We start from the raw sequence: 23,636 nt of genomic DNA on the forward strand, positions 1-23,636 counted from the left end.
TGTGATGGTCGGCCGATTATAGGAGCACGGGCGCTGCGGGCTTTAGAACGAATCGTTTGTTGCTTATGGCGTGCGGGCGCATCGCGTGCGTTTTCAGCGAATGCTGCGCAGCGGGATGTCGTGGCGGGCGGTGCGAATCCGTGCGCTCACGCGCGGCAGATCGCGATGATCTCGGCGCTCGTCGCGTCGTCGAATGGCGCGCCTTGCCAGTCGCCGCACCATTGCGTCGCTGAGAAGCCGGCTGCCGTCACGCGTGCTTGCAGATCGGGTTGGACGATGAAGCGCAATCGGCTCGTGTTTTGCAGCTGTATATCGTCGCGGCAGAAACGGTAGTACGTGTCGAACGACACGATCGGACCGTCGATTGCGGTGACCGCGCGATGCAGTTCGACGCGGCCGAAATCGGGCGATTCGACGTGCGATGCGGGCGCAGACGGCGTCCATCTGCGCCACGGTTCGACACGTGGATTGCGTGTCTCGAACATGAAGCGTCCGCCATCGTTCAGCAGACGCCGCACGCCCTGCAGCGTGGCGTCGATCGCGGCGTCGGTCAGCAGGCACTGGAATGCGTGGCCGGTCATCACGACCGTATCGAAGCGCGCGTCGGGCGACAGGCCGGCGAGATCGCTGACGGCCCAGCGCACCGCGGATGCACCGGGTTGCTGCCGTGCATGCTCGATCATCGCGGCGGCCGGATCGATCGCGACGACGTCGTGCCCGGCCGCAGCGAGCCGGCGTGCGAACCGGCCGGTGCCGCAGCCGAGATCGAGGATGCGCTGCTGAACGGTGCCGATGCGCGATGCGTAGAACGCGAAGTCGTGATCGCCCGCGTTGAACAGGTCGTAGACCGCGACGAGGCGCGGGTCGGTGTAGAGGATTTCGCGGGCGCGTGCCGTGTCGGACATCATGCGCAGCGCATGCATCAACGCTGCTGAGCCGCGACGCGCAGGCCGAGCGCGATGAAGATCGAGCCGATGATCTTGCCTTGCCAGCGCGTCAGCCACGCGAGCCGCTTCACGAGCCGGCCGAGCGGACGGACCGAGCAGGCGATCAGCGTCGTGTAGAGCGAGCTGAGCGCGACGAAGATCAGGCCGAGCACGGCGAACTGCACGAACGTCGAACCGCGTTCCGGATGCACGAACTGCGGCATGAACGCGAGGAAGAACAGTGCGGTTTTCGGGTTCAGCACTTCGGCGGGGATGGCCTGCAGATACGCCTTCAGCGGCGTGACGGGCGACAGCTTCGGCAGCGACGGGTCGGACGGCTCCTCGATCAGCGCACGCACGCCGAGGTAGATCAGGTAGGCGGCGCCGACCCACTTCACGACGTTGAACGCGAGCGCGGACGTCATCAGCAGCGCCGACAAACCGACGGCCGCGAACAGCGTATGCACGAAGTCGCCGCTGGCGACGCCCAAGCCGGTCAGGATGCCGGTCTTGCGGCCGCCCTGTACGGTGCGGCTGAGGACGAGCAGCACGGCGGGGCCGGGGATCAGGAACAGACCCAGGACGACGGCGGTGAAGGTGGTCAGCGTGGTCAGGTCGAACATGGCGGCTCCGGCAGGGTTGGCGCAGCGGCGGGGATGGGGGGATTGTAGTCGGTTTGTTCGGCTCGCTTGCGCCGACGTCGATCTCAAGTTATTCGGACCTTGCCCTCCAACAGATTGCGGTGGTCGAAAACGGTGCAGAATCGCGTTGGTGAGGTGAGCGGCGGCGGGACATCGGTTCGTCTCTACGGGGATGCGCGGCTTCTGATGCAGAGCATTATGGACTCGACTACGCCAGTCCCTGACCCAGGCGGAGTGCCGGGGCACCCCTCTGGGATTCACCAGGAACTATGAACGGTACGGCAGGCACATATGAATTGTTGTGAATCCAAGTGCCAAGACGGTTATCCATTTCCTTTTTAAAAGCGGCCCGAAATGAGATTTACATGGAAATCTGGCCCCGTACTCGCCGGGCAGCTGGTGTACTGCCAAGCTGAGTACTCGTTCGACTTCGTTCCGAGGGAAAATGAATTAAACAGCCGAGTTCGGGCTCCCGAACTGGATCTATTTCGATTGGTACGCTTCAATTGGAGGTATCCGTAGAAACCGGCGAAATACTATTTCCGTGGGGCTTGTTTCCACACACGCGATGGACAGATCGAGTTATGGTCCCTCCAAATACTTGTCCAGGCCGATTGTTCCTCGCGGATATTTCCGTTCTCGTGCCCGGAACTGCGGTCGACTTACCTGGAGGCACGGAATGGCAGACACATTTCCACCGCGAGTCTGGGTGGTTATATACCGGCGTCGGTGATACGGCAGATGTCATCGTGGAATTCGCAGCCAACGCAGGTGCGTCACTGACAAATGAACAACTCACAGGGCTGTGGCTAAAGCCGATACGTGAATGATCCATTTCCGCGTGGGAGTTTGAGGATTACCAAGGATGATCAGACTTCATTGACGCACTTGACGCGCTCCGGTCGTTGCCACAAACAGCGTTGGCTTCGATACGTCCAGCCTCGAAAACAAGCTAAGCGGATATTTTCTTGACGCGGCACATTCCAAGAACCATAACCCGCGCAAACGCATGCGTATCGATCCACGCACGCCATCATCCACCCCCCAACACCAACGCAGCCCCTTTCTCCCCGATCATCAACGCCGGCCCCTGCGTATGCCCCGACGTGATGCGCGGCATGATCGACACGTCGATGACCCGCAGCGCCTCGACCCCGTGAACGCGCAACTGCGGATCGACCACAGCATCGTTGCCGGTGCCCATCCTGCACGTGCCGACCGGATGGCTGAGCGAGCCCGCATTGCTCAGGATCCAGTTGCGGATCTCGGCGGGCGTGCGCACCGACGGGCCGGGCGTCTGCTCCTCGCCGCGCCAGGCCGAGAGCCCCGGCGCGTTGCCGAGCGAGCGCATCAGCTCGAAGCCCTGCACGCATTGCTCGAAGTCGCCCGGCGCCGACAGGAAGTTCATGTCGATCAGCGGCGCGGCGGTCGGATCGGCCGAGCGCAGCGCGACGCGGCCCCGGCTTTGTAGCCGCATCATGTCGCCCGTCACCGAATAGAAACTGCGCAGTTCCTGCTCGGACTGGCCGCACGTATAGCGTCCGCGCATCATCTCGGCTGCATTGGCCGGCTGGCCGTCGGCATTCGCGTTCGCCCAGACGATCGCGTAGCCCTCGTTGACGGGCTGGTCGAGGATCGGCTGCCGCGACGTCCAGATGCCCTGGAAGATCAACGCGTCCATCAGGTTGGCGCCCACGCCCGGCAGGTCCATCTGCACGGGGATGCCGAGTTGCCGCAACTGCGTGGCGTCGCCGACGCCCGAGCGCATCAGGATCTGCGGCGAGTTGATCGCGCCCGCGCACAGCAGGATTTCCCGGTCGGCGATCGCACGTACGCGCGCGCCGCCGCGGACGTAGTGCACCGCGGCCGCGCGCCGCGTGCCGTTGAACTCGATCCGTTCGACGAGCGATTCGGCGGCGAGCGTCAGATTCGACTGCCGCGCGAGCAGCGGCTCGACGTAGCGCTGGTAGCTCGTCACGCGCTGGAAGCGCGTGTCGATGGTCGAGCGTAGCGGCGACACGCCGGCCATCGGCCGCCCGTCGTTGTAGTTCGGGTTGTAGCGGTGGCCGAGCTGCTCGCTCGCGCTCACGAACGCCTCGCCGAACGCGTTGCGCGTCGTGGTGGTCGGTTGCAGCATGCGTTCGACCTGCTCGAAGTGTGGCGCGACGTCCTGGTAGCGCCAGCCGTCGCAGCCGTACCGGCTCGCCCACTGATCGAAGTCGGCAGGCGCGCCGCGCACGTAGACCATGTCGTTGTGCGCGGTGCAGCCGCCCGTCACCTTCGCCCGCCAGACGTCCATCACGCGATCGTTCATGCGCGTCTGCGGCACGCTTTTGTAACCCCAGTGAATCGCGCCGATGCGGTACAGGCAGTTGATCTGGTTCGGGTCGCGGATCGGCGGGAAATGCGACGCGAGCGGCCCGGCCTCGAGCAGGAGCACCTTGATCGACGGGTTGTCGGCGAGCCGCCCGGCGACGATGCTGCCCGCCGAGCCGGAACCGATGACGATGTAGTCGTAGCGTTCGTCCACGGGCTTCTCCTCGTGCGTGTGAGCTGGCGCGGCGCCGTCAGCCGCGTGGGTCGAGCAGGCGGCCGTACGGGCCGTGCAGCGCGAGCGTCGGCTGCGCGCCGTAAAAGCCGGCGATGCCGCTCCACGCGCGGTGGTTCAGTTCGAGCAGGAACAGGATGCGGCGCATCGCGATCGTCTGGCGCACGGGATCGATCGCGGCGATCTGCTCGAACGTGTCGCGCGAGATGCTGTTGTGGTTCAGCGATTCGTTCAGTTCCTCGTGGTCGCCGGACACGCTGTGGAACGCGTCGTTGTCCTTGACCGCCGCCATCAGGCGCAGCGACATCTTCGGCGGCTCGCCGAAGATGCCCTCGACGACCATGATCGCGGCGAACGACGACACCGGGTCGACATCGGCGAGGAGCGTAAGCGCGTCGACGAACGCGAAGTGCAGCGGCAGCGGCACGATCTGCGCGAGCATGCGCGGCGCGACCCCGAGCGCTTCGCAGGTCGTGCTTTCGAGCGCCTCGTGGCCGTATTCCTCGCCGTAGTAGCGGAACATCATCGTGCGCAGCGGGATGCTGAGCCGCATGCTCAGCAGCGGCGCGATGATTTCCACGAAGCGCCGCGTCACGTGGTACTGCTCGATGAACGGGCCGGCGACGAGCGGCGAATAGCCGCCGTTCAGCGCGTCCACCGCGCTCACGTACGGATTCTCGCCCCAGAGGTTCAGCGTTTCGCGCGTGATCAGCTCGGTCTGTCGCATGAACTCGAGCCCGTTCGACAGCGACACGGCCGGCACGTCCGCGCACGGCAGCCGCTGCGCGTCTTCACCGCTCGCGGCGACGAGGCTCGACGCGACGAGCCACAGATGCGACATCAGGTCGTGCTCGTCGTACAGCCCGGCCGTGTCGAACCGCGCGTCGTCCGCGGCGCTTGCGCGCGGGGCGCCGGAGAACGCGTCGAGCATCAGCGCGACGGCTGCCAGCGTGAGCGGCGCGGCGCGGCGGAAGTATTCGAACTCGATGCGCAGCAGCGCGAGATGGAAGTTGGGTTCGACCTGCGCGTCGAACGGATCGTCGTGCGCGTCGAACAGCGTGCGCGCGGAGGCGGGTCGATCGAGGTGCAGCCGGAGCGTCGCGGCATCGCGCGCGACCGCGTCGCGCCGCGCGGCGTCGAGCGTGGCGAGGCTGGCCGCGACCGTCTGCGCGATGCACGAGTCGATCCGCGCGGCCTGCGCGGCAAGCGCATCGGCGGCCGTGTCGTCGGCCTCGCCGATCAGCGAATGCGTGTCGAGAAACGTGCCGAGCGCGTGCCAGCCAGAGTCGGGTTCGCTTTCGCGCAGCGTCCACCACAGCGGCGACGCCGTGTCGGTCAGGCTGTGGAGTTGCGCGGCGATCTGGTCCGCGGCGTCGCTGGCGTCGAACGCCAGCCGGTATTCGTGCGCGCCCGCGCGCATGCTGACGAGCGCCGAGCCGGGCTCGTGGTGGATCGCGTCGACGACGAGGCGCGGCGACTGATAACGCTGAAATGTCCAGAGTTCCATGGCGACCCTCAGTGGAAGATGCGCGGCAGCGGCGCGCTGTCGTCGGCGTAGTAGGCGAGGATGGCGTGTTCCTGGCGCACCAGCGTCTCGACCATCAGCGAGACGTTGCGTTTCGTGACCGTGCAGGCTTCGGGATCGATCGCGGTGTCGAGCGCCATCAACTGCCGCGAGATGTCCTCGTGCCGGTACGTGTCGTTCAGGTCCGCGTGTGCGCGCAGCGGCCGGTAGAACGCCTCGGGCATGCCGAGCGCGACGCAGCGCGCGTCGAACGCGTCGATGAATGCAGGCTGCGCGCGCTCGAACAGAAACAGGCTCGCCTTGAACGACAGCGGATGCTGGCGCGCGTGCACGCCGAGCGCGGCCGCGAGCGAGAACGTCGCGGGCAGCGGCTGGTGCTGCTCGATCTGCGCCTCGGCGAGCCCCACGGCCTTCAGCGACGCCTCGAGAAACCGGTCGTGGCCGAGCTCCGATTTCAGGAAGTCCTGCAGCAGCGTGCGCTCCGCGGGACTGGCGGCCCAGCCGAGCGCGGGCCCGATCAGCCCCGGCGCCGCGCGCACGATCCAGTAATACTCGAGCGTATAGCCGATCAGCTGGCGGCGCGTCGCGCGTTGTTCGACCAGCGCGCGCAGGAATGCCGAGCGTGCGCTGCGCGCGGCGGTGCGCTCCGCGATGCGGCGGATGTCGCGGTAGAGCTGCGCGCCGCTGGTCGCCACCGCGGCGCGGCGCGGATCGGATTCGATCAGCAGGCGCAGCACGTTGAAATCGGCGAGCAGCGGCGGGATCTTGTCGGCGATGCGGGGCGAGCGCGCGGCCAGTTCCTCGGGCGTCATGCCGCCCGCGTGCAAATCGCCGATCAGGCGCGCGACGTCGGTCGCCTCGTCGGGCGCGAAGCGGAACGCGCATTGCCGGCCGCCGGCGCTCAGCACGGCGCCGCTATCCGTGAGCTGCGAGGTCACGATGCCGCGGAATTTCGGCATCGCGGGAGCTGCGAGCGAGCTGTCCATGGTGGTTGCCTCACAGGTCGGACACGCGCCGCAGCAGCGGCGCGTCGGATGTGTAGTAGTGCCAGACGGCCGTGTAGAAGTCGTCGTAGAGCTCGACGAACAGCCGCAACTGGGCCTTCATGCGTGCGACGGTGGCGGCATCGAGCACCGGCACGTCGTGAAAGATCGCGCGTGTCAGGCTGCCGTGCGCCGCGTTGAGGTTGATGGTTGCGTGCGTCTTGAGCGGGCCGACGAGCCCGTCGGGCAGTTGCGCGCGCTCGCACGCCTGGATGAAGCTGTCGTGCTGCATGCCCTGGCCTTCGAGCAAGCCGAGCGTCGTGAAGAAGAACAGCGGATCGCTGTGCGACCAGTACGCGAGCGCATTGCACAGCCCCATCGTCTCGGGCAGCGGGATCGCGTCGAGCATGTCGGCGCGGCTCAGCCCCGCGAAGTTCAGCGCGCGCAGCAGGATCTCGTCGTGTCCGTACTCTTCGGAGAAGAAGCGGTTGAGCGTCAGTCGCACCGGCGTGCTCGGCACGTAGGACAGCACGGGCGCATCGAAATAGCTTTCGCGGAACAGGAAGTGCCAGTTCTCGATCACCATGCCGATCGCGAGCCGCTCGGGCAGGTCGCCCGGCGAGCGCGTGTCGAGGCATGCGCGCCAGAACGGGTTGCGGTAGAGCGTCTCCTCGCAGTACTGCTCGACGAGATCCTCGATCTCGAGGATCACTTCCGCGCCCGCGCGACTCGCGACCGGCGCGTCGTCGTCGATCAGGCCGGCCTCGTCCAGCGTGCCGACCAGCTCGTCGAGCAGCGCGCGCGGCAACGCGGGCTCGTCGCGCGCGATCTCGTCGAGATCGCGGCGGCCGTCGAACTGGTCGAGCGTGCGGGCCAGCGCGGCGGCGGCGTGCGGGCCGTCGGGCAGCGCGTCGACGTGCCCCAGCGTCACCGGCGTCACCAGCCGCGGACGGGATGCGGGCGATTCGATCTGTTCCATGATGAGACTCCCGAAGTGGGCGCACGGGGCGGGCGCGCGGCTCGCCCCGCAACTGGCTGAATCGGTGCCGCGGCGATTACAGGTGGATCGCGATCAGCGTCGGCGTGCCATCGGGCTTGTTGACGGTGACAAGGTAGTGCTTGCCGCCGAGCGTGCCCGTATTGATGTAGAGATCCACCTTGTGGCCGTCGAACACGTTCTTGGCCGGTTCGGCGTTCTTCACTTCATGAACCGTGGGCTGATGGGTATTTGCCATATCGATCACCGTTTTGAAAATTAAAGGAGCTCCGGCCTGATTCGAATAATCGGGCTGGATGATTTACAGTGAAATCCGGAATGCAATGTGAATATCGGATATATTCCTTTTCATCCGTCGTGCGGACGATTCCTTAACTGATATTCATCCGCACATGGTCATGAACGCGGCCCGTGCCGAAAGCGGCTGACCGTCCGCATGTTTTGCAATCGCAATCTTGAGATCGGCCCCGCCGACGATCAGCGCGTGACGATCGGCGCCGGCGCGCGGGTCGACCGTCTGCAAAGCGTCGACTTCCTTGACGGCGACCTTGGTGCCTCGTGGCACGATGACAGTAAGCGGTTCACTCATAGCAACCTCCGACGATGAGAACGGGCGCAAGCGCCCCGCCGCCATTAGCGCGGCACGCAGCCGTGCCGCGGCCAGGCGGCACCGGAGCGGCGGCATCTCCGATCTTCAAATGGGTTGGGATGATTCCAAGGAAGGGGCCCCTATTTATATTCTTGTAAAAACTAACTTTATTTTAAACGTCCGCTGATTTCTTGAATTGGCGGAATCATGGAGATAATCTAGTACAACGTTTGCGCAATACAAGATTGATTTAATCGCCCGTGCGATTATTTTCTCTTAATCAGCGCATGCGTCGATCGTTTCGAAAAATGCATCGGACGATGGTCGAACAACCGGAGACGAAGACATGGGCGAGATGACGGAAATCTGCGTGCGGCCGAGGCTGCGGCATTGCACGCTCGTGGCGCTGGCCGGCGAGCGGCTGGCGATGATCGTAGGCGACGAGCGTTTCGAGCTCGAGCAGGTGCAGGGCAGCCGCGACGCGTTCCTGCGCATGAAGCGCTACCTGGACGGGCGACATACGCTCGATGACATCGCGCAGCGTTCGGACGTGTCGATCGGCAGCGTGCGGACGATCGTCGGGCAACTGGACGAACTGGGCCTGCTGCGCCGCGAACAGCCGGCCGCCACGATCGCCGTGGCGGATTTTCTCGAGCGGGTCGAGCGCAGCACGCGGATGTGGCGCGCGCAGATCGGCTATCACCGGTTGTTCGGCATGCTCGAGCGGGGCGAGGCAAGCCGCGACCTGATCGCCGGGCTGCTGCTCGAGACCTACCACTTCGTCCGGCTCGCGCCGCGTCACGTCGGCGCTGCGATCGCGCATTGCCGCGACCAGGCGACGGCCGAGCTGCTGTGCGGCTACCTGGCCGACGAGTACGCGCATCACAGGCTGATCGCTGCGTCGGTCGAGAAGCTGGGCATTCCGCGCGAGCAGATCCGCGACGCGCATCCGGTGATCGGCACGCTGTCGCTCGTGAACATGCTGTGCGAGGTCGGCCGCGCGTCGTCGCTCGGTTACCTGTGCTGCCTGAAACTGATCGAGGCGAGCCCCGAGGACGAGGCCGGCGCGCGCGGCGCGTGGCGCGAGATCGCGCGCGCCGCCGTGCTCGATGCGGACGTGTTCGACGGCCTGATGCGCCATATGCGCATCGACGTCGGCGCGGGCCATGCGGGCCTGCTGGAGCAGGCGCTTGCGCACACAACCGACGTGTCGGCCGACGCCGCGCACGTCGCGATCAACCACATGCACGACGTGAAGCACGCGTTCGATCAGTTTCATGACCAGGTGATCCAGTACTACACCGACATGTCGAACTACGTGCCGCGGCTCAAGGTCGATTTCTTCTCGCTATGAGGCGGGGGGTGCAGGCGATGAGCCTGCGACGGTGTCGAGGTCTTCAATCTCGGCGGCGCAGCGGCCGGGTTCGGGCTGATCGGCACGACCGCGCAGTTGCCGCGTCCGAGCCGAAACGACTGCAGCGGGGTGCGCAGGAAAGCGATCGCTTTGCCGGCCGATGGGACAGCGTCTGCAACGGACGCCAATGAAGGGGAAGAAAGGGAAGAAGGAAACCACAAGCTGCCGGCCGGCTTCCCGCCGCCCGGCAGCCCACAACAACGACCGGCTTACTCGCCGCTGTCGCTCTTGATCTGCGGCAGCGCCGACGATTCACCCGGCGTCAGCAGACCGACTTGCGCATAAACGCGCAGTTTGTCGCGCGTATCGGTGATGTCGAGGTTGCGCATCGTCAGCTGGCCGATCCGGTCGCGCGGCGAGAACGTCGACGCAACCTTCTCCATCGACAGGCGTTCCGGCTGATACGTGAGGTTCGGCGACTTCGTGCTCAGGATCGAGTAGTCGTTGCCGCGGCGCAGTTCGATCTTCACTTCGCCGGTGATCGCGCGCGCGACCCAGCGTTGCGCGGTTTCGCGCAGCATGATCGCCTGCGGGTCGAACCAGCGGCCTTGATACAGCAGGCGGCCGAGACGGCGGCCGTTCTCGCGGTACTGCTCGATCGTGTCTTCGTTGTGGATGCCGGTGACGAGACGCTCGTACGCGATGTACAGCAGCGCGAGCCCCGGAGCCTCGTAGATGCCGCGGCTCTTCGCCTCGATGATCCGGTTCTCGATCTGGTCGCTCATGCCGAGCCCGTGGCGACCGCCGATGCGGTTCGCTTCCAGCAGCAGCTCGACCTGATCCTTGAACTCGACGCCGTTCAGCGCAACCGGCTGGCCGGCTTCGAAGCGCACCGTCACTTCTTCGGCGGCGATCTTCACGTCGTCGCGCCAGAACGCGACGCCCATGATCGGGTTGACGATCTTGATGCCGCTCTCGAGGCTTTCCAGATCCTTCGCTTCGTGCGTCGCGCCGAGCAGGTTCGAGTCGGTCGAATACGCCTTCTCGGCCGACATCTTGTACGCGAAGCCCGCCTGGTTCATGAACTCGGACATTTCGGCGCGGCCGCCGAGCTCGTCGATGAACGTCTGGTCGAGCCACGGCTTGTAGATCTTCAGATCGGGGTTGACGAGCAGGCCGTAGCGGTAGAAACGCTCGATGTCGTTGCCCTTGTACGTGCTGCCGTCGCCCCAGATGTTGACGCCGTCTTCCTTCATCGCGGCGACCAGCATCGTGCCCGTGACCGCGCGGCCGATCGGCGTCGTGTTGAAGTAGGTGACGCCGGCCGTCGTGATGTGGAACGCGCCGCTTTGCAGCGCCGCGATGCCTTCGGCGACGAGCTGGGCGCGGCAGTCGATCAGACGGGCGCCGGCTGCGCCGTATTCGATCGCGCGCTTCGGGATCGCATCGTAATCGTCTTCGTCGGGCTGGCCGAGGTTCGCCGTGTATGCGTACGGGACGGCGCCCTTCAGTTTCATCCAGTGCAGCGCGGCGCTGGTGTCCAGGCCGCCGGAGAAGGCGATACCGACCTTCTGGCCGGTCGGGAGGCTTTCGAGAATCGTGCTCATAGGAATTACCGTGGATTGAAGCCGGTGGATCGTATTTCGCGGAATACGCGAGTATCGGCTGTCCGGGAAGTTGGGGCAAGACCTGATTTTCGCGCCAATGCATCGTCAGCCCCGCCGCGACAGGCGCCGCGCCCGTTCGACCGCCCGGAGAATCCGCCGTGACGCGGCCGCGCATGACGGTCGGAGCCGACTGGAAGGCGCGCCCGCGACTGGCCCCGTTTACGCGGGCCGACCGGCAAAAACGACCGAAGCCGGCCGCTCGCCCGCGCAGCGCATCGAAAGCAATGTGAAAGGTGTCGTGCCGAAGTCGAAGTACGGCCCGCCGACGCTCAAATATTCCACGCCTGGGCGGTATCGAGCAGTTTCTCGCGCAACACGTCCACTTCGCCGGCCAGCTTCGCGCTGATCGACACGTAGCCCGACAGCTGCGGCGGCGGTGCGTCGTGAGCGCCGTCCACCGGGCGGCGGCGCGGCACGAGCCGGCTCGGCCTGCCGAACTTGAGCGCGCGGCTCGCGCCGATCAGCGTGTCGCGGATGCGCCGGTTCACCGGCTTCATGTCGCGCAGCATGTACTCGTGGACGGCGCGGTCGTCGCCGGCCGGCACGGCGCTCGACAGGATCTCGAGGTAGCCGATGCAGAGCCGCAGGCCGCGCTGGATCGCCTCGAGCTGCGCGACCGGGATATCGCGTTCCTTCGACACCGACGGCATCAGCGAACGCAACTGCACCAGCAGCGCGCTGAGCGCGGCCATTTCCTTCAGATGCGCGTCGTCGCTCACGTGGCGATCGCCGGCGATCCGCGCATGGACGGCCGCGCACGCGCGCAGCGCGTCGGCGAGCTTGTAGCGCCACGAGTAGGTCGCATAGAGCGGCAGCGCGAACGAGAACGCCAGCGCGATCGCGATGCCGGCCAGGACGTTCACTGCGCGCCACAGGCCGTCGGCGATCTCGTTGTCGCCGTGCCCCGCGACGATCACCAGCGTGATCGCCGACAGCAGCGCGATGTAGCCGGCCTTGCCGATCGCGTGGTAGGCGCAGACGCCGCACGCGAGCGCCATCAGCAGGTAGATCGCGACCGGCGCATGCAGCATCGAATGGAGCACGATCAGGCCGAGCCCGGCGAGCGCGCCGATCGACGTGCCGAGCGCGCGCTCGGCCGCCTTCTTGCGGATGTTGCCGTGGTGCTGCAGCCCGCCGACGACGATCAGCACGGTGATCGTCGACCATTCGCCGTGCGGCACTTGCAGCCCCGTAGACAACGCGATCGACACGAGCACCGCGAGCGCGACGCGCGCCGCGTGGATGAGTTTCGCATGCCGGTAGCGGCGGTACGGGTCGAGCAGTGGACGGAGCGCTTGGCGCAGGAGCGACGGAAGTGGGGCGGGAAGCGGGGCGGTCATGACGAAGCGAGGAGGGCCGGAAAGGCGGACCGGCCTGCGCGGACCGGCGCGGGCCGCTCGCGCAGCTGGCGTTACGCTAGCCGAACGCGGCCGGCCTGTCCACGGGGACGTGGCGCGGCACGGCGGCCGGCCGCGGCGTCACGCGTCGGCCGCACTCGTCGCGGCGTCCGACACGCGATTGCGGCCGCCCGACTTCGCGCGGTACAGCGCTTCGTCGGCCAGCCGCAGCAGCGTCGCTGCGCTCACGCGGCCGCCGACGGCGGTCGCGACGCCGATGCTCACCGTCAGGTGCCCGTACGGGCTGCGCTCGTGCGCGATGTCGAGCGCGGCGATCGAGCGCCGGATCGCGTCGGCGACGGTCGCCGCACCGCGTGCATCGGTGTCGGGCAGCGTGACCACGAATTCCTCGCCGCCGTAGCGCGCGACGTGATCGCTGTTGCGGCGCAGGCAGCGCGACGCGGTTTGCGCGACGCGACGCAGCACGTCGTCGCCGGCGAGGTGGCCGTAATGATCGTTGAAGGCCTTGAAGTGATCGACGTCGACGAACAGCACCGACAGCGGGCGCCCGCTGCGCGACGCGCGCTGGGCTTCCTTCGTGAGCACCGTGTCGAAGGTGCCGCGATTCTCGACGCCGGTCAGCGAATCGGTGTGCGCGAGCCGGTACAGCTTCGACTCGGCGATCTGCCGGCGCTTGAGCTCGCGCGACAGCGCGAGCGAGCCGCCCGCGATGAACGCGGTGAACAGGCCCATCAGCACGGCCGTCCAGATCGTGCGGTGCCGCCACGACGCATAGATGTCGGTCTCGGCGGGCGCGACGTCGACGGTCAGCGGCAGGTTCGCGAGGTGCTTGTACACATAGATGCGCCGCACGTCGTCGATCACGCCGACGCCGACGATCGCGCCTTCGCGGTTGCGTCGCGCTTCGATGAACAGCTGCGCGTCGCGCAGGTTCAGCCCCACCATGCGTGCGTCGTACGGCAGGCGCGACACGAGCGCGCCGTTGTCCTCGATGATCGCCGCGCTGCCGTGCGTGCCGACCGCGAGACCGTCGAGCAGCGCGCGGAAATAATCGACGCTGAGCGTGCCGACGACGATCCCGCCGAACGACCCGTCGGGCAACGTGATCCGGCGACTCAGTGCGATCGTCAGCGCGCCGCTGCGCAGCCGCGACGCATACGGGCGGCTGATGTAAAGCCCCTGCGCGAGCCCGTCGCGATGGACGGTGAAATAATCGCGATCGGAAAAATTGCCTTGCCGCGGCGGCGAGACGCCCGAATCGATCACGATATTGCCGCGCGTATCCATCACGAAAATGGCGCCGAGATACGCGCCGTTTGCCGCGCGGTCGAACAGCATCCGATGACGCTGGGTGGCCGGCAATGCTGCCAATTCGGGATCGGCGAGCCCGTCCACGACGTTTTGCAGCGATAGATCATACAATTCGATATTGCGCGAAATATCGCGCTCGATCAGAAGCAGCAGGTTGCGCGCATTTTCGACCGCGTGGTCGTATGCGTCGCGACGTGCCTCGATCAAAAGCGATGCCGACAATCCCCAGCTGAATACCAGTAGCGCGATACCTGCGACCAGTACGCCCCGGGGCGACAGAATGCGGGACACGACCGACGGGGTATAGCGGCGCAATGCGACAAGCAGCGGGCGTAGCTTCATCCTGGAGGGGTGGGGGTGCGGGCATTTCGTCGTCGACGATTGCGCACGTTGATTATTTCGGAGTGGATCGCATTATCTCGCGAAATCGGAATTCTCGCCGCGCGAGGCAAAACATGCATCTCAACTGTCGATTTGAAAACGGTTACGCATCATTACCCTGGTCGTATGAATGACGTTGATTCAAATCAATTTTCAGTATCGGTTATTTCGTCTGATTATTGTGAATGTCCGCGGCAAAATGTCGTTTTCAGCCAGTATTTTCGCCATCGTGAAATAGGGGCGTACCACGTCCGCGGATTGCCCGCCACGCCGCGTGCAAAGCGCCGGCTGCGCCGCCGCGCCGGAATCGCCGCGCGTTCCGCGGCCGGGCCGTCGCGGGCGAATCGGGTAGAATCCGCGCTTCGCCGCAGCCGCGCGGCGTGCAACGCATATCGGGGCCGTATCGCAGGCGGCACACCGCGTCCCGATTCCGCATGCGCCGGCCCTGGATGCCGGCTCGCTCAACGTTCGTCTCGTTTATGTCTGCAATCCCGAATTCCGACCCACCCGGTTCGCCCGCGAACCCTCCCACGCTTCATCGCGCGCTCAAGGCGCGCCATCTGACGATGATCGCCATCGGCGGCTCGATCGGCACGGGCCTGTTCGTCGCGTCCGGCGCGTCGATCTCGCAGGCCGGCCCCGGCGGCGCGATGGTCGCGTACATGCTGATCGGCCTGATGGTCTACTTCCTGATGACGAGCCTCGGCGAAATGGCCGCGTTCATGCCGGTGTCGGGCTCGTTCGCGACCTACGGCGCGAAATACGTCGATGAAGGTTTCGGCTTCGCGCTCGGCTGGAACTACTGGTACAACTGGGCGGTGACGATCGCGGTCGAACTCGTCGCCGCGCAGCTCGTGATGCACTACTGGTTCCCGGACGTGCCGGGCGTGTGGTGGAGCGCCGCGTTCCTCGCGGTGATGTTCCTGCTCAACGCGCTGACGGTGCGCGGCTTTGGCGAGGCCGAATACTGGTTCGCGCTGATCAAGGTCGTCACGGTGCTCGCGTTCATCGGCGTCGGCCTGCTGATGATCTTCGGCATTCTGAAGGGCGCGCCGGCCAACGGCTGGGGCAACCTGACGATCGGCGATGCGCCGTTCGCCGGCGGCTTGCCGGCGCTGATGGGCGTCGCGATGATCGCGGGCTTCTCGTTCCAGGGCACCGAGCTGATCGGCGTCGCGGCCGGCGAATCGGAGCATCCGCGCACGACGATCCCGCGTGCGGTCCGCCAGGTGTTCTGGCGCATCCTGCTGTTCTACGTGCTGGCGATCTTCGTGATCGGCGTGCTGATTCCGTACACCGACCCGAACCTGCTGAAGAGCGACGTGACCGACATCGGCGTGAGTCCGTTTACGCTCGTGTTCCGTCATGCGGGCCTCGCGTTCGCGGCCGGCGTGATGAACGCGGTGATCCTGACGGCCGTGCTGTCGGCCGGCAACTCGGGGATGTATGCGTCGACGCGCATGCTCTACAACCTCGCGACCGAAGGCCGCGCGCCGAAGCTGTTCGCGAAGCTGTCGCCGGGCGGCGTGCCGCGCAACGCGCTGTACGCGACCACCGCCGTCGGCGCGCTGTGCTTCTTCACGTCGCTGTACGGCGACAAGACCGTCTACCTGTGGCTGCTGAACACGTCGGGCATGACGGGCTTCATCGCGTGGCTCGGGATCGCGATCAGCCATTACCGGTTCCGCAAGGGTTACGTAATGCAGGGCTACAGCATCGATCAGCTGCCGTACCAGTCGAAGTGGTTCCCGTTCGGCCCGCTGTTCGCGTTCGTGCTGTGCATGGTGATCGCGCTCGGGCAGGACTATCAGGCGTTTCTCGCGAACCGCATCGACTGGGCGGGCGTGGCCGCCACCTATGTCGGCATCCCGCTGTTCGTCGTCGTCTGGCTCGGCTACCGGCTCATGAACCGGAGCCGCTTCGTGCGCTACGAGGACATGGAAATTGCGCCGTGGATCGCCGCGAACCGCGGCGGCGCTGCGCCGCGCGTCGAGAACCGCGAGACGGCCGGCTGATTTCGCCGTCGCCTTCGCCGGCCGCGGCACCGCGGCACCGTGACGCCGTGACGCCGGTGCGGCCGTGCCGTGTGCGATCCGCGATCCGCGATTCGCGATGAAAACGGGAAGCCGCACGTGCTTCCCGTTTTTTTTGTCGGCTTTCCGCTGCGCGGGGTCAAAGCCGGTTATATTTCCCGACCCTACCGGGCTCACGTCCCGGCCGGCGCGATGTGCGCCGCGCGGATCGGCATCCGGCGCGCACGTCGGGCGGCGGCCGGCCGGGCCCGCCGTTTTCATCGTTCCGCCGCGGCCTGCACGGCCGGCGGAACGCGCAACCCAGAGGAATCCATGAGCGCATCACCCGCCGAGCGGAAGGCCGGACCTGTTTCCATCGTGCGAATCGAAGCCGCGATCAACGCGTGGCGCGAAGTGTATCCGCCGGCACCGGACGGCGAAGACGGCTACGTGCTCGACGCGGGCAGCAACTGCCTCGCCGAGCTGTACGGCACGATGATCTGCTACCGGTTGCCCGACGTGCCGCTCGATTCGCTGAGCGACGCGCAGCGCGATGCGCTGTACGCGACCGAGGCATGACGCGGCCGCCGCGCTGCTGCGCTGTCGCGGCGCGGTGTCGGTGATGGAACGGGAAGCCGCGCGGCTTCCCGTTTTGCTTTGTGCGGCGGCGCCCGATGACGCGCCGCCCGCTGCCCGCGCCTGCTGAGGTATCGTGACGGCATCGCGAGCGGGCGCTCACGGCGTGACGAGCGCGGGCATCTGCGCACGGTGCCGCGCGCGTGCCCGTCGCGCGTCCGGGAGGAATCGAACATGGAGTTGAGACATCTGCGCTACTTCGTCGCGGTGGCCGAGGAGCGGAATTTCACGCGCGCGGCCGAGCGGCTGCATATCGCGCAGCCGCCGCTGAGCCGGCAGATCCAGCAGCTCGAGGAGGCGCTCGGCGTGTCGCTGTTCGAGCGCAATGCGCGGCCGCTGAAGCTGACCGACGCCGGGCGCTTCTTCTATTCGCACGCGGTGCAGCTGCTCGCGCAGACGGCCGAACTCGAATCGATGACCAAGCGCGTCGGCAAGATCGAGCGCAGCATGTCGGTCGGCTTCGTCGGCTCGACGCTGTACGGGATGCTGCCGAAAATCATCCGGCGTTTTCGCAGCGAGTATCCGGCCGTCGAGCTGAGCCTGCACGAAATGTCGACGATGGATCAGATCAAGGCGCTGAAGGAAGGGCGCATCGACGTCGGGTTCGGGCGGATTCGCCACGAAGATCCGAGCGTGCGGCGCGTCGTGCTGCGCGAGGAGCGGATGATCGTCGCGCTGCCGGTCGGTCATGCGCTCGACGGCGCGAAGCCCGTGCTGTCGCTGCACGACCTCGTGAACGACACGCTGATCATCTTCCCGAAGGCGCCGCGACCGAGCTATGCGGACCAGGTGCTCGCGGCGTTTCACGACCGCGCGCTGCAGCCGCGGCGCATCTACGAGACGCGCGAACTGCAGATCGCGCTGGGCCTCGTCGCGATGGGCGAGGGCGTGTCCGTCGTGCCGCACAGCGTGTACGGGCTCAAGCGCGACGACATCAGCTACAAGCCGCTCGACGATCCGAACCTCGTGTCGCCGATCATCATGAGCATGCGGATGCTCGACGAATCGGAGGACATCCGCGCGATACAGGCGCTGATCTACCGGCTCTACGACGAGTCGCAGATCGAGTATCTGCATCCGCAGCCCGAATGAGCGCGCCGCCGCCGGCGGCTTGCTCGACGCCGCGCGTGCGGCCGCCATCATGCAGACGACTGACCACCCACACGTGCACTCATGACCGACATCGTGATCGACGAAAGCTGGATCGAGACGCCGTACGGGCGTCTCTTTGCTAAGCGCTGGCGCGGCGCGCAGCCAGCCGGGCAGGCGTGCGCCGCACCGATCGTGCTGCTGCACGATTCGCTCGGCTGTGTCGAGCTTTGGCGCGACTTCCCCGCGCAGCTCGCGCGTGCCGCTGCGCGCGACGTGATTGCATACGACCGGCTCGGCTTCGGCCGTTCGGACCGTCACCCAGGACAACTCGCCGCGACGTTCGTGCGCGATGAGGCCGAGCACGACTTCGCCGCGGTACTGGAAGGGTTCGGCGTCGACCCGTTCGTCGCGCTCGGGCACAGCGTGGGCGGCGGGATGGCGGTTGCGTGCGCGGCCGCGCATGCGCGACGCTGCCGGGCGCTGATCACGGTCGCCGCGCAGGCATTCGTGGAAGGTCGCACGCTGGACGGCATTCGCGACGCCGCCCGGCAATTCGACGCACCGGGGCAGCTCGACCGCCTCGCCCGGTATCACGGCGACAAGGCCGAGTGGGTGCTGCGTGCCTGGGTCGACACGTGGCTGTCGCCCGCGTTCCGCGACTGGACGCTCGACGACGAACTGCCGCACGTGCGCTGCGCGACGCTTGCGATTCACGGCGCGCAGGACGAGTACGGCTCGGATGCGCATCCGAAGCGGATCGCCGCGCGTGTGGCGGGGCCGTCGTCGTGGCTGTTGCTCGACCGATGCGGGCACATCCCGCACCGCGAGCGTCCCGCCGACGTGCTCGCGGCCGTCGCGACGCTGCTGCACGACGCGCACGCGTAAGCGCGCGCCCGCTGCGACGCACGCGGCGAGCCGCGCCCGCCGACGCTCAGAACGCCAGCTGGATCGCGAGATCGATCGCGAGCAGCGCGATCGAGCAGCCGATCCCGAGCACCACGTTCGGCACCCGATGCTCGAAATCGCGATGGTCGCGGCGCATCGCGGCGCCGAGCAGGAAGATCGCCTCGACGACGATCTGCAGCCCGACGAACAACAGCATCAGCAGATACTCGTAACCCATCTGCTTGAACGCGCCGAATTGCATCCCGTGATCGCGGATCCACTGGCCGACGCGCAACAGCTCGTAGGCGAACAGCAACGCGGGAAACAGATAGCTGATGAAGTAAGTCGGCGCTGTGGCGTGCCGCAGCTCGAGGTGGAAGTGCTGATGCGTGGTAGCCATCACGAAGCCCTCCTTGCAATGCATGATTGCGGTCGCGACGGCGGCGCGGCGAGGTGCGGGCCAAACGGATGTCCCGATGCTGCGTGCGCGGCCGTACGACGTCAGCATACTGCTGCACGGGAAATTTGGCATGCGCTGACGGCGTTCGTCGTAACAAACCTGTTGTGCAGTGCGCAAACGGGGCAGCGCGCGGCGAGGTCGCGTGCGTGCTCAGAAATGCCCGGTGAACCGATAGCGGCTGCCGGGATGCCACAGATTCGCGACCGACGCGACCATCCCCTGCGACCACGTGCGCCGATGCAGCAGCAGGCACGGTTCGCGTTCGTCCATCGTCAGATGGCGGCGTGTCTGCGCATCGGGCAGCGCGGCCTCGATCCGGTATTCGACCCGCTGCAGCGGCGCGACGCGCGTCAGGTACTGGTTCGGCGTCGTCGCCGTGAAGTCCTGCAACGCGTATTCGGGCGCGCAGGCCGGATTGACCCAGCGTTCTTCCAGTTGCACGGGCGTGTCGTTCTCGAAGTGCAGCACGCGCGAATGGAAAATCGGGCTGCCGGTGTCGAGCTGCAATTCATCGGCGAGCGCTGCATCGGCGACGGCGGCGCCGACTTCGAGCACCTGCGCGTGGTACGCATGGCCGCGCGCGGCGACTTCGTCCGAGATGCTGCGGATCGCGACCAGCGTCGACTCGTATTTCGGCGATGCGACATAGGTGCCGGAGCCGCGCGTGCGCGTGAGCACCTGCTCGGCCGTCAGCTCGCGCAGCGCGCGGTTGACCGTCATGCGCGCGACGTTGAATTCGCGCGCAAGCTCGTTCTCCGACGGCACCTGGTCGCCTTCCGCCCACTCGCCCGAATGAATGCGCGCGAGGATGAAGTCCTTGATTTCCTGATAGATCGGTGTGGTCATGGCATTGCTGTTCGAGAGACGGCGGCCGCCCGCGGTTCGTACCGGGTTCATCCGGTGCCCGGGCGGAGTGTACCGGGTTCGATGCCGCGCCGGCCCGCTTGCGGGCCGGTGCTTCGGGTAAGTCCGGCGTCCACGCGATGTGCTCGCGACCGGCTGCACCGGCGGCAACAGCCGCATCGGGCACGCGGCGGCTGCAAAAGTATAGACAAATGCATGGTTGGGCCTCTGACAGGAACGCCATGAAGAAACTCGCGCTCGGTATTGCCCTTGCCTGCATCGCGGTCGGTGCGCACGCAAAGGATGGGTCGACGATCCGCTTCGTCGCCGCAGGGTGGCGACAGTCGAATGGCGGACGAGTGCGCCGTCGAAAGTATCGGAAGCCTATGTCGCGTCGATCGTTCGCTTCGTGTTGTCGTTACGTGTGGGTGTCAAACATCGTCAATTCAGTCCTGACTGGTACACCGCGTAGGGTCGGCGGGCGTTAAGCCGGTATCAGCCGAATCGGCGGCTGACCTATCCGGGAGCGTTCCATGAACCGCATCGTGAAGATTTTGACGGCCGGCGCACTCGCATGTGCCGTGCTCGTGCCGGCCCTCGCCGAAGCGCATTCGCACCGCGTGTGCCATTTCGATCATCACCACCATCGCGTGTGCCGCTGGGTGCGCTGAGCATGGCTTTGCCCGGCTACGGCCGGGATGATTTCGCGATACAGGCAATCAGGAGAGGATGATGAAAAAGACGATGTTGATCGCCGCGTTTGCCGCGAGCTTCGGCCTGTCGGGCGCTGCGTTCGCACAGGTGCAGGCGCCGGCCAGCGCGCCGGCTGGCACGACCGGCCTGTGCAAGGACGGCTCGTTCTATGCGGGCGCATCGAAGAAGGGCGCGTGCGCAGGACACAAAGGCGTGAAGGCCTGGTATGGCGCGTCGGCTGCTGCTGCGGGCAGCGCATCGGCCAGCGCATCGGCAGCAGTGCCCGCGACGGCTGCGTCGGGCGGTGCTGCGTCCGGCGCCGCGCCGGTGAAAAGCGCGTCGGCCGCCGCCGCCGCCGCCGCAGCCGCGCCGGGCGGCGGCGCGGGCAAGGTATGGGCCAACGACAGCACGAAGGTCTATCACTGCTCGACCGACAAGTATTACGGCAAGACCAAGCACGGCAGCTACATGTCGGAAGCCGATGCGAAGGCGAAGGGCTTTCACCCGTCGCACGGCAAAGCCTGCTCGTAAGGCGATGGCGCGGGTAGGTTCCGCGCCGAGTCCGTCGACGCGCCGTTGGGCGTCGTGCCCCGCCGTTGTGGCGGGGCTTTTTTGTTTCGTTGCGGATCGTCGGGGGCAGCCTCGGGTTGAGTCCGGAGCCATGAAGCGTCCGACGATGACACGTTGAGCATCGTTGACAACCGTTCCTCGTTTTGGGACGATATTTTCAGTCTCGGGGTACCGCTACCTCTTACGCTTGCTCTAACGTTCGGTATAAACGTTGGGCTGGCGAGGTACGTTCATGTCCCCCACCCAAGCCGCATGGCTCATTCTTGCTGCGAGCGTCGCCGCTGAATCACTCGGCACTGCAGCCCTCAATCTCTCCGTTGGCTTTACTCGCCTGCTTCCGTCAGTACTGACCGTGACGTTCTACGTGGCAGCTGTCATTCTGATGGCCGTCGCGACGAAGAGAATCGAAATGAGTTTGGCATACGCAGCCTGGGCTGGAAGCAGCGCTGTGCTGACCGTAGTGATAGGTTTCGTCTGGTTTGGAGAGTCGATGAACGTCGTTAAGGCGATTGGATTGATCGCTGCGATATCCGGCATCGTTTTGCTGAACTTCAGCAGCAACGGCGCATAGCCCGCCCACGGACGCTTCGGAGAACGCTGGATGACTGCGCAGGGACGGGTTATGCGTCGTGCATGAACGCCAGTGTCCGGGCCGGTTGCCGCGCTCGGGTGTGGGGCGCAGTACGGCCAGAAGCGGTCTTTCGTGCTTCACCACCCAGCGCCTGCTTGTCATCCCGAATCAGCCACCCGGACGCACAATTGGAAGCGCATGGAGCAAGATCGTTGCCACAGAAAGGCTCCGTCGATGGGCGAATTTTGTCTAGCCCAAAATCTCCGTGATCCATGTACCGGCAGGTCAAATTCAACGGAGCGCTGAATGACGGTCATCGCACAACTTTCGGATATTCATGTCCGGCCTCACGGTGTTCTATATCAAGACGCTGTGGATTCAAATGTCATGTTTTCGGCAGCCGTCGATTCGCTGAACCGCATTCGACCTGAGCCAGACCTGATTGTCATCTCAGGCGACCTTACGGACGAGGGCACCGAAGACGAGTATCAAAAACTTCGCGAATTGCTTGTCGAGTTGAGGCGACCGTTCGTGGTTCTGCCGGGTAATCATGACGACCGTGGCAATTTGCGAGCCGCGTTCTCGGATCACGCGTGGCTTCCGAACGAGGGTGCACTCTCGTTCGCGCTAGACGTGGGCGAACTACGCCTCGTGGCGTTGGACACCTCCGTTCCTGGACTACATCACGGCGAACTGGACGCCGAAACCTTGGCGTGGCTCGACAGTGAACTTACCGAGCATCGCAGTCGAACCGTGGTTATCGTCATGCACCATCCACCGTTCATGACCGGCATTCCTTATCTGGACATCTACGGGTTGCGAAATGCGGATGCATTTGCCAGGGTTCTTGCGCGGCATAGCAATGTAGATCGCATTCTTGCCGGGCACGTCCACCGGTCAATGCAGACGCGTCTTGGGAGCGTTCCGGTACTCACCTGCCCGAGCACGACCACCCAGATTGCGCTGCGCGTTGAAGCGGACGCGCAGCCCGCTTCTTTTCTCGAACCACCTGCATACATGCTGCATCGCTGGACAGGTCGCGGTCAGTCAGCAGTCTCCCACTTGTGTTACGTGGGGCATTTCGAAGGCCCGTTCCCCTTCGCGTAAGCGCCCTCGTCAAGTAATAAGGGCGTAGCCTCTAGCGGTTACCGTCGATCAGATCGTTCAGCAGCGCATCGAACGCGGCCTGTGCGTCTTCAAGTTCCTGCAGGGCGGCATCAAAGGTTTGCAGCGCGAATGGCGAAGGCTCCCCGCTGCCTTGCGGCGGAAATTGCTTCTGCATCGAGGCGAACGTACTCTGCACGCGCAGCGTGGCGGCCACCATGCGCTCCATCGCCTGGGTTTCTTCGGTTCGGGCCTGTTCCGGATTCACTCCTCTCTCCTTGGATGGTTTTCTTGAAGACCGGATCGTACACGCTGTGTCCGTTCTTGCCGCCCTTGGCAGAACGACTCCGTTGAAGATTCCAACGGCACGCTGCGGGAGAAGCGATTTAATCGGGAATGATTTCGCAGTCGCGCCGAAGCCAAGATACTCATCGAGCGTGGCTACAAAATCCCGCCGCAGGTCACAACGATTGGCCGCTTTGGATAAATC

23 protein-coding genes are annotated in these 23,636 nt (G+C 65.6%); 9 read left to right on the forward strand and 14 right to left on the reverse strand.

The annotated features are described in order from the left end of the window. Positions 1-146 precede the first annotated feature (146 nt). The 8 genes from MYA_RS18325 to MYA_RS28955 all read right to left on the reverse strand — a co-directional run bounded on the left by MYA_RS18325 (position 147) and on the right by MYA_RS28955 (position 8,209). On the reverse strand, positions 147-923 hold the full coding sequence (locus MYA_RS18325) for a class I SAM-dependent methyltransferase (protein WP_014724529.1): 777 nt from the start codon (positions 921-923) through the stop codon (positions 147-149). After that, positions 923-1,549: a LysE family translocator gene (locus tag MYA_RS18330; RefSeq protein ID WP_014724530.1), complete on the reverse strand. Its 627-nt coding sequence runs from the start codon at positions 1,547-1,549 to the stop codon at positions 923-925. Before MYA_RS18330 ends, MYA_RS18325 begins: the two co-directional genes overlap by 1 nt. Before the next feature lie 1,051 nt (positions 1,550-2,600). Then, positions 2,601-4,097 carry a GMC family oxidoreductase gene (locus MYA_RS18335; protein ID WP_014724532.1) on the reverse strand — a complete coding sequence of 499 codons (1,497 nt, stop codon included), beginning with the start codon at positions 4,095-4,097 and terminating at the stop codon, positions 2,601-2,603. Positions 4,098-4,134: 37 nt separating this feature from the next. Continuing rightward, positions 4,135-5,622 (reverse strand): hypothetical protein, encoded by a 1,488-nt coding sequence (locus tag MYA_RS18340; RefSeq protein WP_014724533.1) that lies wholly within the window; start codon positions 5,620-5,622, stop codon positions 4,135-4,137. Between the two features lie 8 nt (positions 5,623-5,630). Next, positions 5,631-6,626, reverse strand: coding sequence for an iron-containing redox enzyme family protein (locus tag MYA_RS18345; RefSeq protein ID WP_014724534.1), 996 nt, complete (start codon positions 6,624-6,626; stop codon positions 5,631-5,633). A gap of 10 nt (positions 6,627-6,636) precedes the next feature. After that, positions 6,637-7,602, reverse strand: a complete 966-nt coding sequence (locus tag MYA_RS18350; RefSeq protein WP_014724535.1) for an iron-containing redox enzyme family protein — start codon at positions 7,600-7,602, stop codon at positions 6,637-6,639. Positions 7,603-7,678: 76 nt separating this feature from the next. Beyond that, complete coding sequence (locus MYA_RS18355; protein WP_034194930.1) at positions 7,679-7,858, reverse strand: hypothetical protein; 180 nt, start codon at positions 7,856-7,858, stop codon at positions 7,679-7,681. Between the two features lie 144 nt (positions 7,859-8,002). Then, entirely contained in the window at positions 8,003-8,209 is a 207-nt protein-coding gene (locus tag MYA_RS28955) for a hypothetical protein (RefSeq protein ID WP_224019383.1), read from the reverse strand. A gap of 346 nt (positions 8,210-8,555) precedes the next feature. Between MYA_RS28955 and MYA_RS18365 the strand changes: the two genes are divergently transcribed. After that, positions 8,556-9,563: an iron-containing redox enzyme family protein gene (locus MYA_RS18365; RefSeq protein ID WP_014724538.1), complete on the forward strand. Its 1,008-nt coding sequence runs from the start codon at positions 8,556-8,558 to the stop codon at positions 9,561-9,563. A gap of 269 nt (positions 9,564-9,832) precedes the next feature. On the opposite strand, the gene argG is transcribed toward MYA_RS18365, so the two are convergent. From argG to MYA_RS18380, 3 genes are all read right to left on the reverse strand, one after another. Then, entirely contained in the window at positions 9,833-11,170 is a 1,338-nt protein-coding gene (argG, locus tag MYA_RS18370) for an argininosuccinate synthase (RefSeq protein ID WP_014724539.1), read from the reverse strand. 329 nt (positions 11,171-11,499) lie between these two features. Then, a complete protein-coding gene (locus MYA_RS18375) occupies positions 11,500-12,570 on the reverse strand; it encodes an FUSC family protein (protein ID WP_011881449.1) in 1,071 nt (356 codons plus the stop codon). 138 nt (positions 12,571-12,708) lie between these two features. Continuing rightward, on the reverse strand, positions 12,709-14,241 hold the full coding sequence (locus MYA_RS18380) for a GGDEF domain-containing protein (RefSeq protein ID WP_011881450.1): 1,533 nt from the start codon (positions 14,239-14,241) through the stop codon (positions 12,709-12,711). A 518-nt stretch (positions 14,242-14,759) separates the two neighbouring features. Here MYA_RS18380 and MYA_RS18385 point away from each other — a divergent pair. The 4 genes from MYA_RS18385 (at position 14,760) to MYA_RS18400 (ending at position 18,905) form a co-directional block, all read left to right on the forward strand. Next, the gene (locus MYA_RS18385; protein ID WP_041494079.1) at positions 14,760-16,295 is read left to right on the forward strand and encodes an amino acid permease; all 1,536 of its coding nucleotides are present in this window, start codon (positions 14,760-14,762) and stop codon (positions 16,293-16,295) included. 330 nt (positions 16,296-16,625) lie between these two features. Beyond that, complete coding sequence (locus tag MYA_RS18390; RefSeq protein WP_011881452.1) at positions 16,626-16,871, forward strand: DUF3717 domain-containing protein; 246 nt, start codon at positions 16,626-16,628, stop codon at positions 16,869-16,871. Positions 16,872-17,102: 231 nt separating this feature from the next. Then, positions 17,103-18,020 (forward strand): LysR family transcriptional regulator, encoded by a 918-nt coding sequence (locus MYA_RS18395; RefSeq protein ID WP_011881453.1) that lies wholly within the window; start codon positions 17,103-17,105, stop codon positions 18,018-18,020. Positions 18,021-18,101: 81 nt separating this feature from the next. Next, on the forward strand, positions 18,102-18,905 hold the full coding sequence (locus tag MYA_RS18400; RefSeq protein WP_014724543.1) for an alpha/beta fold hydrolase: 804 nt from the start codon (positions 18,102-18,104) through the stop codon (positions 18,903-18,905). Positions 18,906-18,951: 46 nt separating this feature from the next. On the opposite strand, the gene MYA_RS18405 is transcribed toward MYA_RS18400, so the two are convergent. Then, positions 18,952-19,305 carry a hypothetical protein gene (locus MYA_RS18405; protein ID WP_011881455.1) on the reverse strand — a complete coding sequence of 118 codons (354 nt, stop codon included), beginning with the start codon at positions 19,303-19,305 and terminating at the stop codon, positions 18,952-18,954. 210 nt (positions 19,306-19,515) lie between these two features. Beyond that, entirely contained in the window at positions 19,516-20,211 is a 696-nt protein-coding gene (gene hutC, locus MYA_RS18410; RefSeq protein ID WP_011881456.1) for a histidine utilization repressor, read from the reverse strand. 530 nt (positions 20,212-20,741) lie between these two features. Between hutC and MYA_RS31965 the strand changes: the two genes are divergently transcribed. The 4 genes from MYA_RS31965 (at position 20,742) to MYA_RS18425 (ending at position 23,149) form a co-directional block, all read left to right on the forward strand. Continuing rightward, complete coding sequence (locus MYA_RS31965; protein ID WP_014724546.1) at positions 20,742-20,879, forward strand: HHHH-motif protein; 138 nt, start codon at positions 20,742-20,744, stop codon at positions 20,877-20,879. A gap of 61 nt (positions 20,880-20,940) precedes the next feature. Beyond that, positions 20,941-21,432 (forward strand): DUF3761 domain-containing protein, encoded by a 492-nt coding sequence (locus tag MYA_RS18415; protein WP_011881458.1) that lies wholly within the window; start codon positions 20,941-20,943, stop codon positions 21,430-21,432. Between the two features lie 271 nt (positions 21,433-21,703). After that, positions 21,704-22,042, forward strand: a complete 339-nt coding sequence (locus MYA_RS18420; protein ID WP_034194934.1) for a DMT family transporter — start codon at positions 21,704-21,706, stop codon at positions 22,040-22,042. 306 nt (positions 22,043-22,348) lie between these two features. Next, complete coding sequence (locus MYA_RS18425) at positions 22,349-23,149, forward strand: phosphodiesterase (protein WP_014724549.1); 801 nt, start codon at positions 22,349-22,351, stop codon at positions 23,147-23,149. Positions 23,150-23,180: 31 nt separating this feature from the next. On the opposite strand, the gene MYA_RS18430 is transcribed toward MYA_RS18425, so the two are convergent. Next, positions 23,181-23,414: a hypothetical protein gene (locus MYA_RS18430; RefSeq protein WP_014724550.1), complete on the reverse strand. Its 234-nt coding sequence runs from the start codon at positions 23,412-23,414 to the stop codon at positions 23,181-23,183. Between the last annotated feature and the right edge of the window lie 222 nt (positions 23,415-23,636).

Source organism: Burkholderia sp. KJ006, assembly GCF_000262695.1.
Lineage (GTDB): Bacteria > Pseudomonadota > Gammaproteobacteria > Burkholderiales > Burkholderiaceae > Burkholderia > Burkholderia vietnamiensis.

Bases quoted from the DNA above. Each gene is read 5' to 3' on its own strand.
- MYA_RS18385 (WP_041494079.1), top strand. From the start codon at position 14,760: ATGTCTGCAATCCCGAATTCCGACCCACCCGGTTCGCCCGCGAACCCT.
- MYA_RS18395 (WP_011881453.1), top strand. From the start codon at position 17,103: ATGGAGTTGAGACATCTGCGCTACTTCGTCGCGGTGGCCGAGGAGCGG.
- MYA_RS18345 (WP_014724534.1), bottom strand. From the start codon at position 6,626: ATGGACAGCTCGCTCGCAGCTCCCGCGATGCCGAAATTCCGCGGCATC.
- MYA_RS31965 (WP_014724546.1), top strand. From the start codon at position 20,742: ATGAACCGCATCGTGAAGATTTTGACGGCCGGCGCACTCGCATGTGCC.
- MYA_RS18330 (WP_014724530.1), bottom strand. From the start codon at position 1,549: ATGTTCGACCTGACCACGCTGACCACCTTCACCGCCGTCGTCCTGGGT.
- hutC (WP_011881456.1), bottom strand. From the start codon at position 20,211: ATGACCACACCGATCTATCAGGAAATCAAGGACTTCATCCTCGCGCGC.
- MYA_RS18350 (WP_014724535.1), bottom strand. From the start codon at position 7,602: ATGGAACAGATCGAATCGCCCGCATCCCGTCCGCGGCTGGTGACGCCG.
- MYA_RS18380 (WP_011881450.1), bottom strand. From the start codon at position 14,241: ATGAAGCTACGCCCGCTGCTTGTCGCATTGCGCCGCTATACCCCGTCG.
- MYA_RS18325 (WP_014724529.1), bottom strand. From the start codon at position 923: ATGCATGCGCTGCGCATGATGTCCGACACGGCACGCGCCCGCGAAATC.
- MYA_RS18400 (WP_014724543.1), top strand. From the start codon at position 18,102: ATGACCGACATCGTGATCGACGAAAGCTGGATCGAGACGCCGTACGGG.
- MYA_RS18425 (WP_014724549.1), top strand. From the start codon at position 22,349: ATGACGGTCATCGCACAACTTTCGGATATTCATGTCCGGCCTCACGGT.
- MYA_RS18355 (WP_034194930.1), bottom strand. From the start codon at position 7,858: ATGGCAAATACCCATCAGCCCACGGTTCATGAAGTGAAGAACGCCGAA.
- MYA_RS18415 (WP_011881458.1), top strand. From the start codon at position 20,941: ATGAAAAAGACGATGTTGATCGCCGCGTTTGCCGCGAGCTTCGGCCTG.
- MYA_RS18375 (WP_011881449.1), bottom strand. From the start codon at position 12,570: ATGACCGCCCCGCTTCCCGCCCCACTTCCGTCGCTCCTGCGCCAAGCG.
- MYA_RS18365 (WP_014724538.1), top strand. From the start codon at position 8,556: ATGGGCGAGATGACGGAAATCTGCGTGCGGCCGAGGCTGCGGCATTGC.
- argG (WP_014724539.1), bottom strand. From the start codon at position 11,170: ATGAGCACGATTCTCGAAAGCCTCCCGACCGGCCAGAAGGTCGGTATC.
- MYA_RS18340 (WP_014724533.1), bottom strand. From the start codon at position 5,622: ATGGAACTCTGGACATTTCAGCGTTATCAGTCGCCGCGCCTCGTCGTC.
- MYA_RS18420 (WP_034194934.1), top strand. From the start codon at position 21,704: ATGTCCCCCACCCAAGCCGCATGGCTCATTCTTGCTGCGAGCGTCGCC.
- MYA_RS18390 (WP_011881452.1), top strand. From the start codon at position 16,626: ATGAGCGCATCACCCGCCGAGCGGAAGGCCGGACCTGTTTCCATCGTG.
- MYA_RS18405 (WP_011881455.1), bottom strand. From the start codon at position 19,305: ATGGCTACCACGCATCAGCACTTCCACCTCGAGCTGCGGCACGCCACA.
- MYA_RS28955 (WP_224019383.1), bottom strand. From the start codon at position 8,209: ATGAGTGAACCGCTTACTGTCATCGTGCCACGAGGCACCAAGGTCGCC.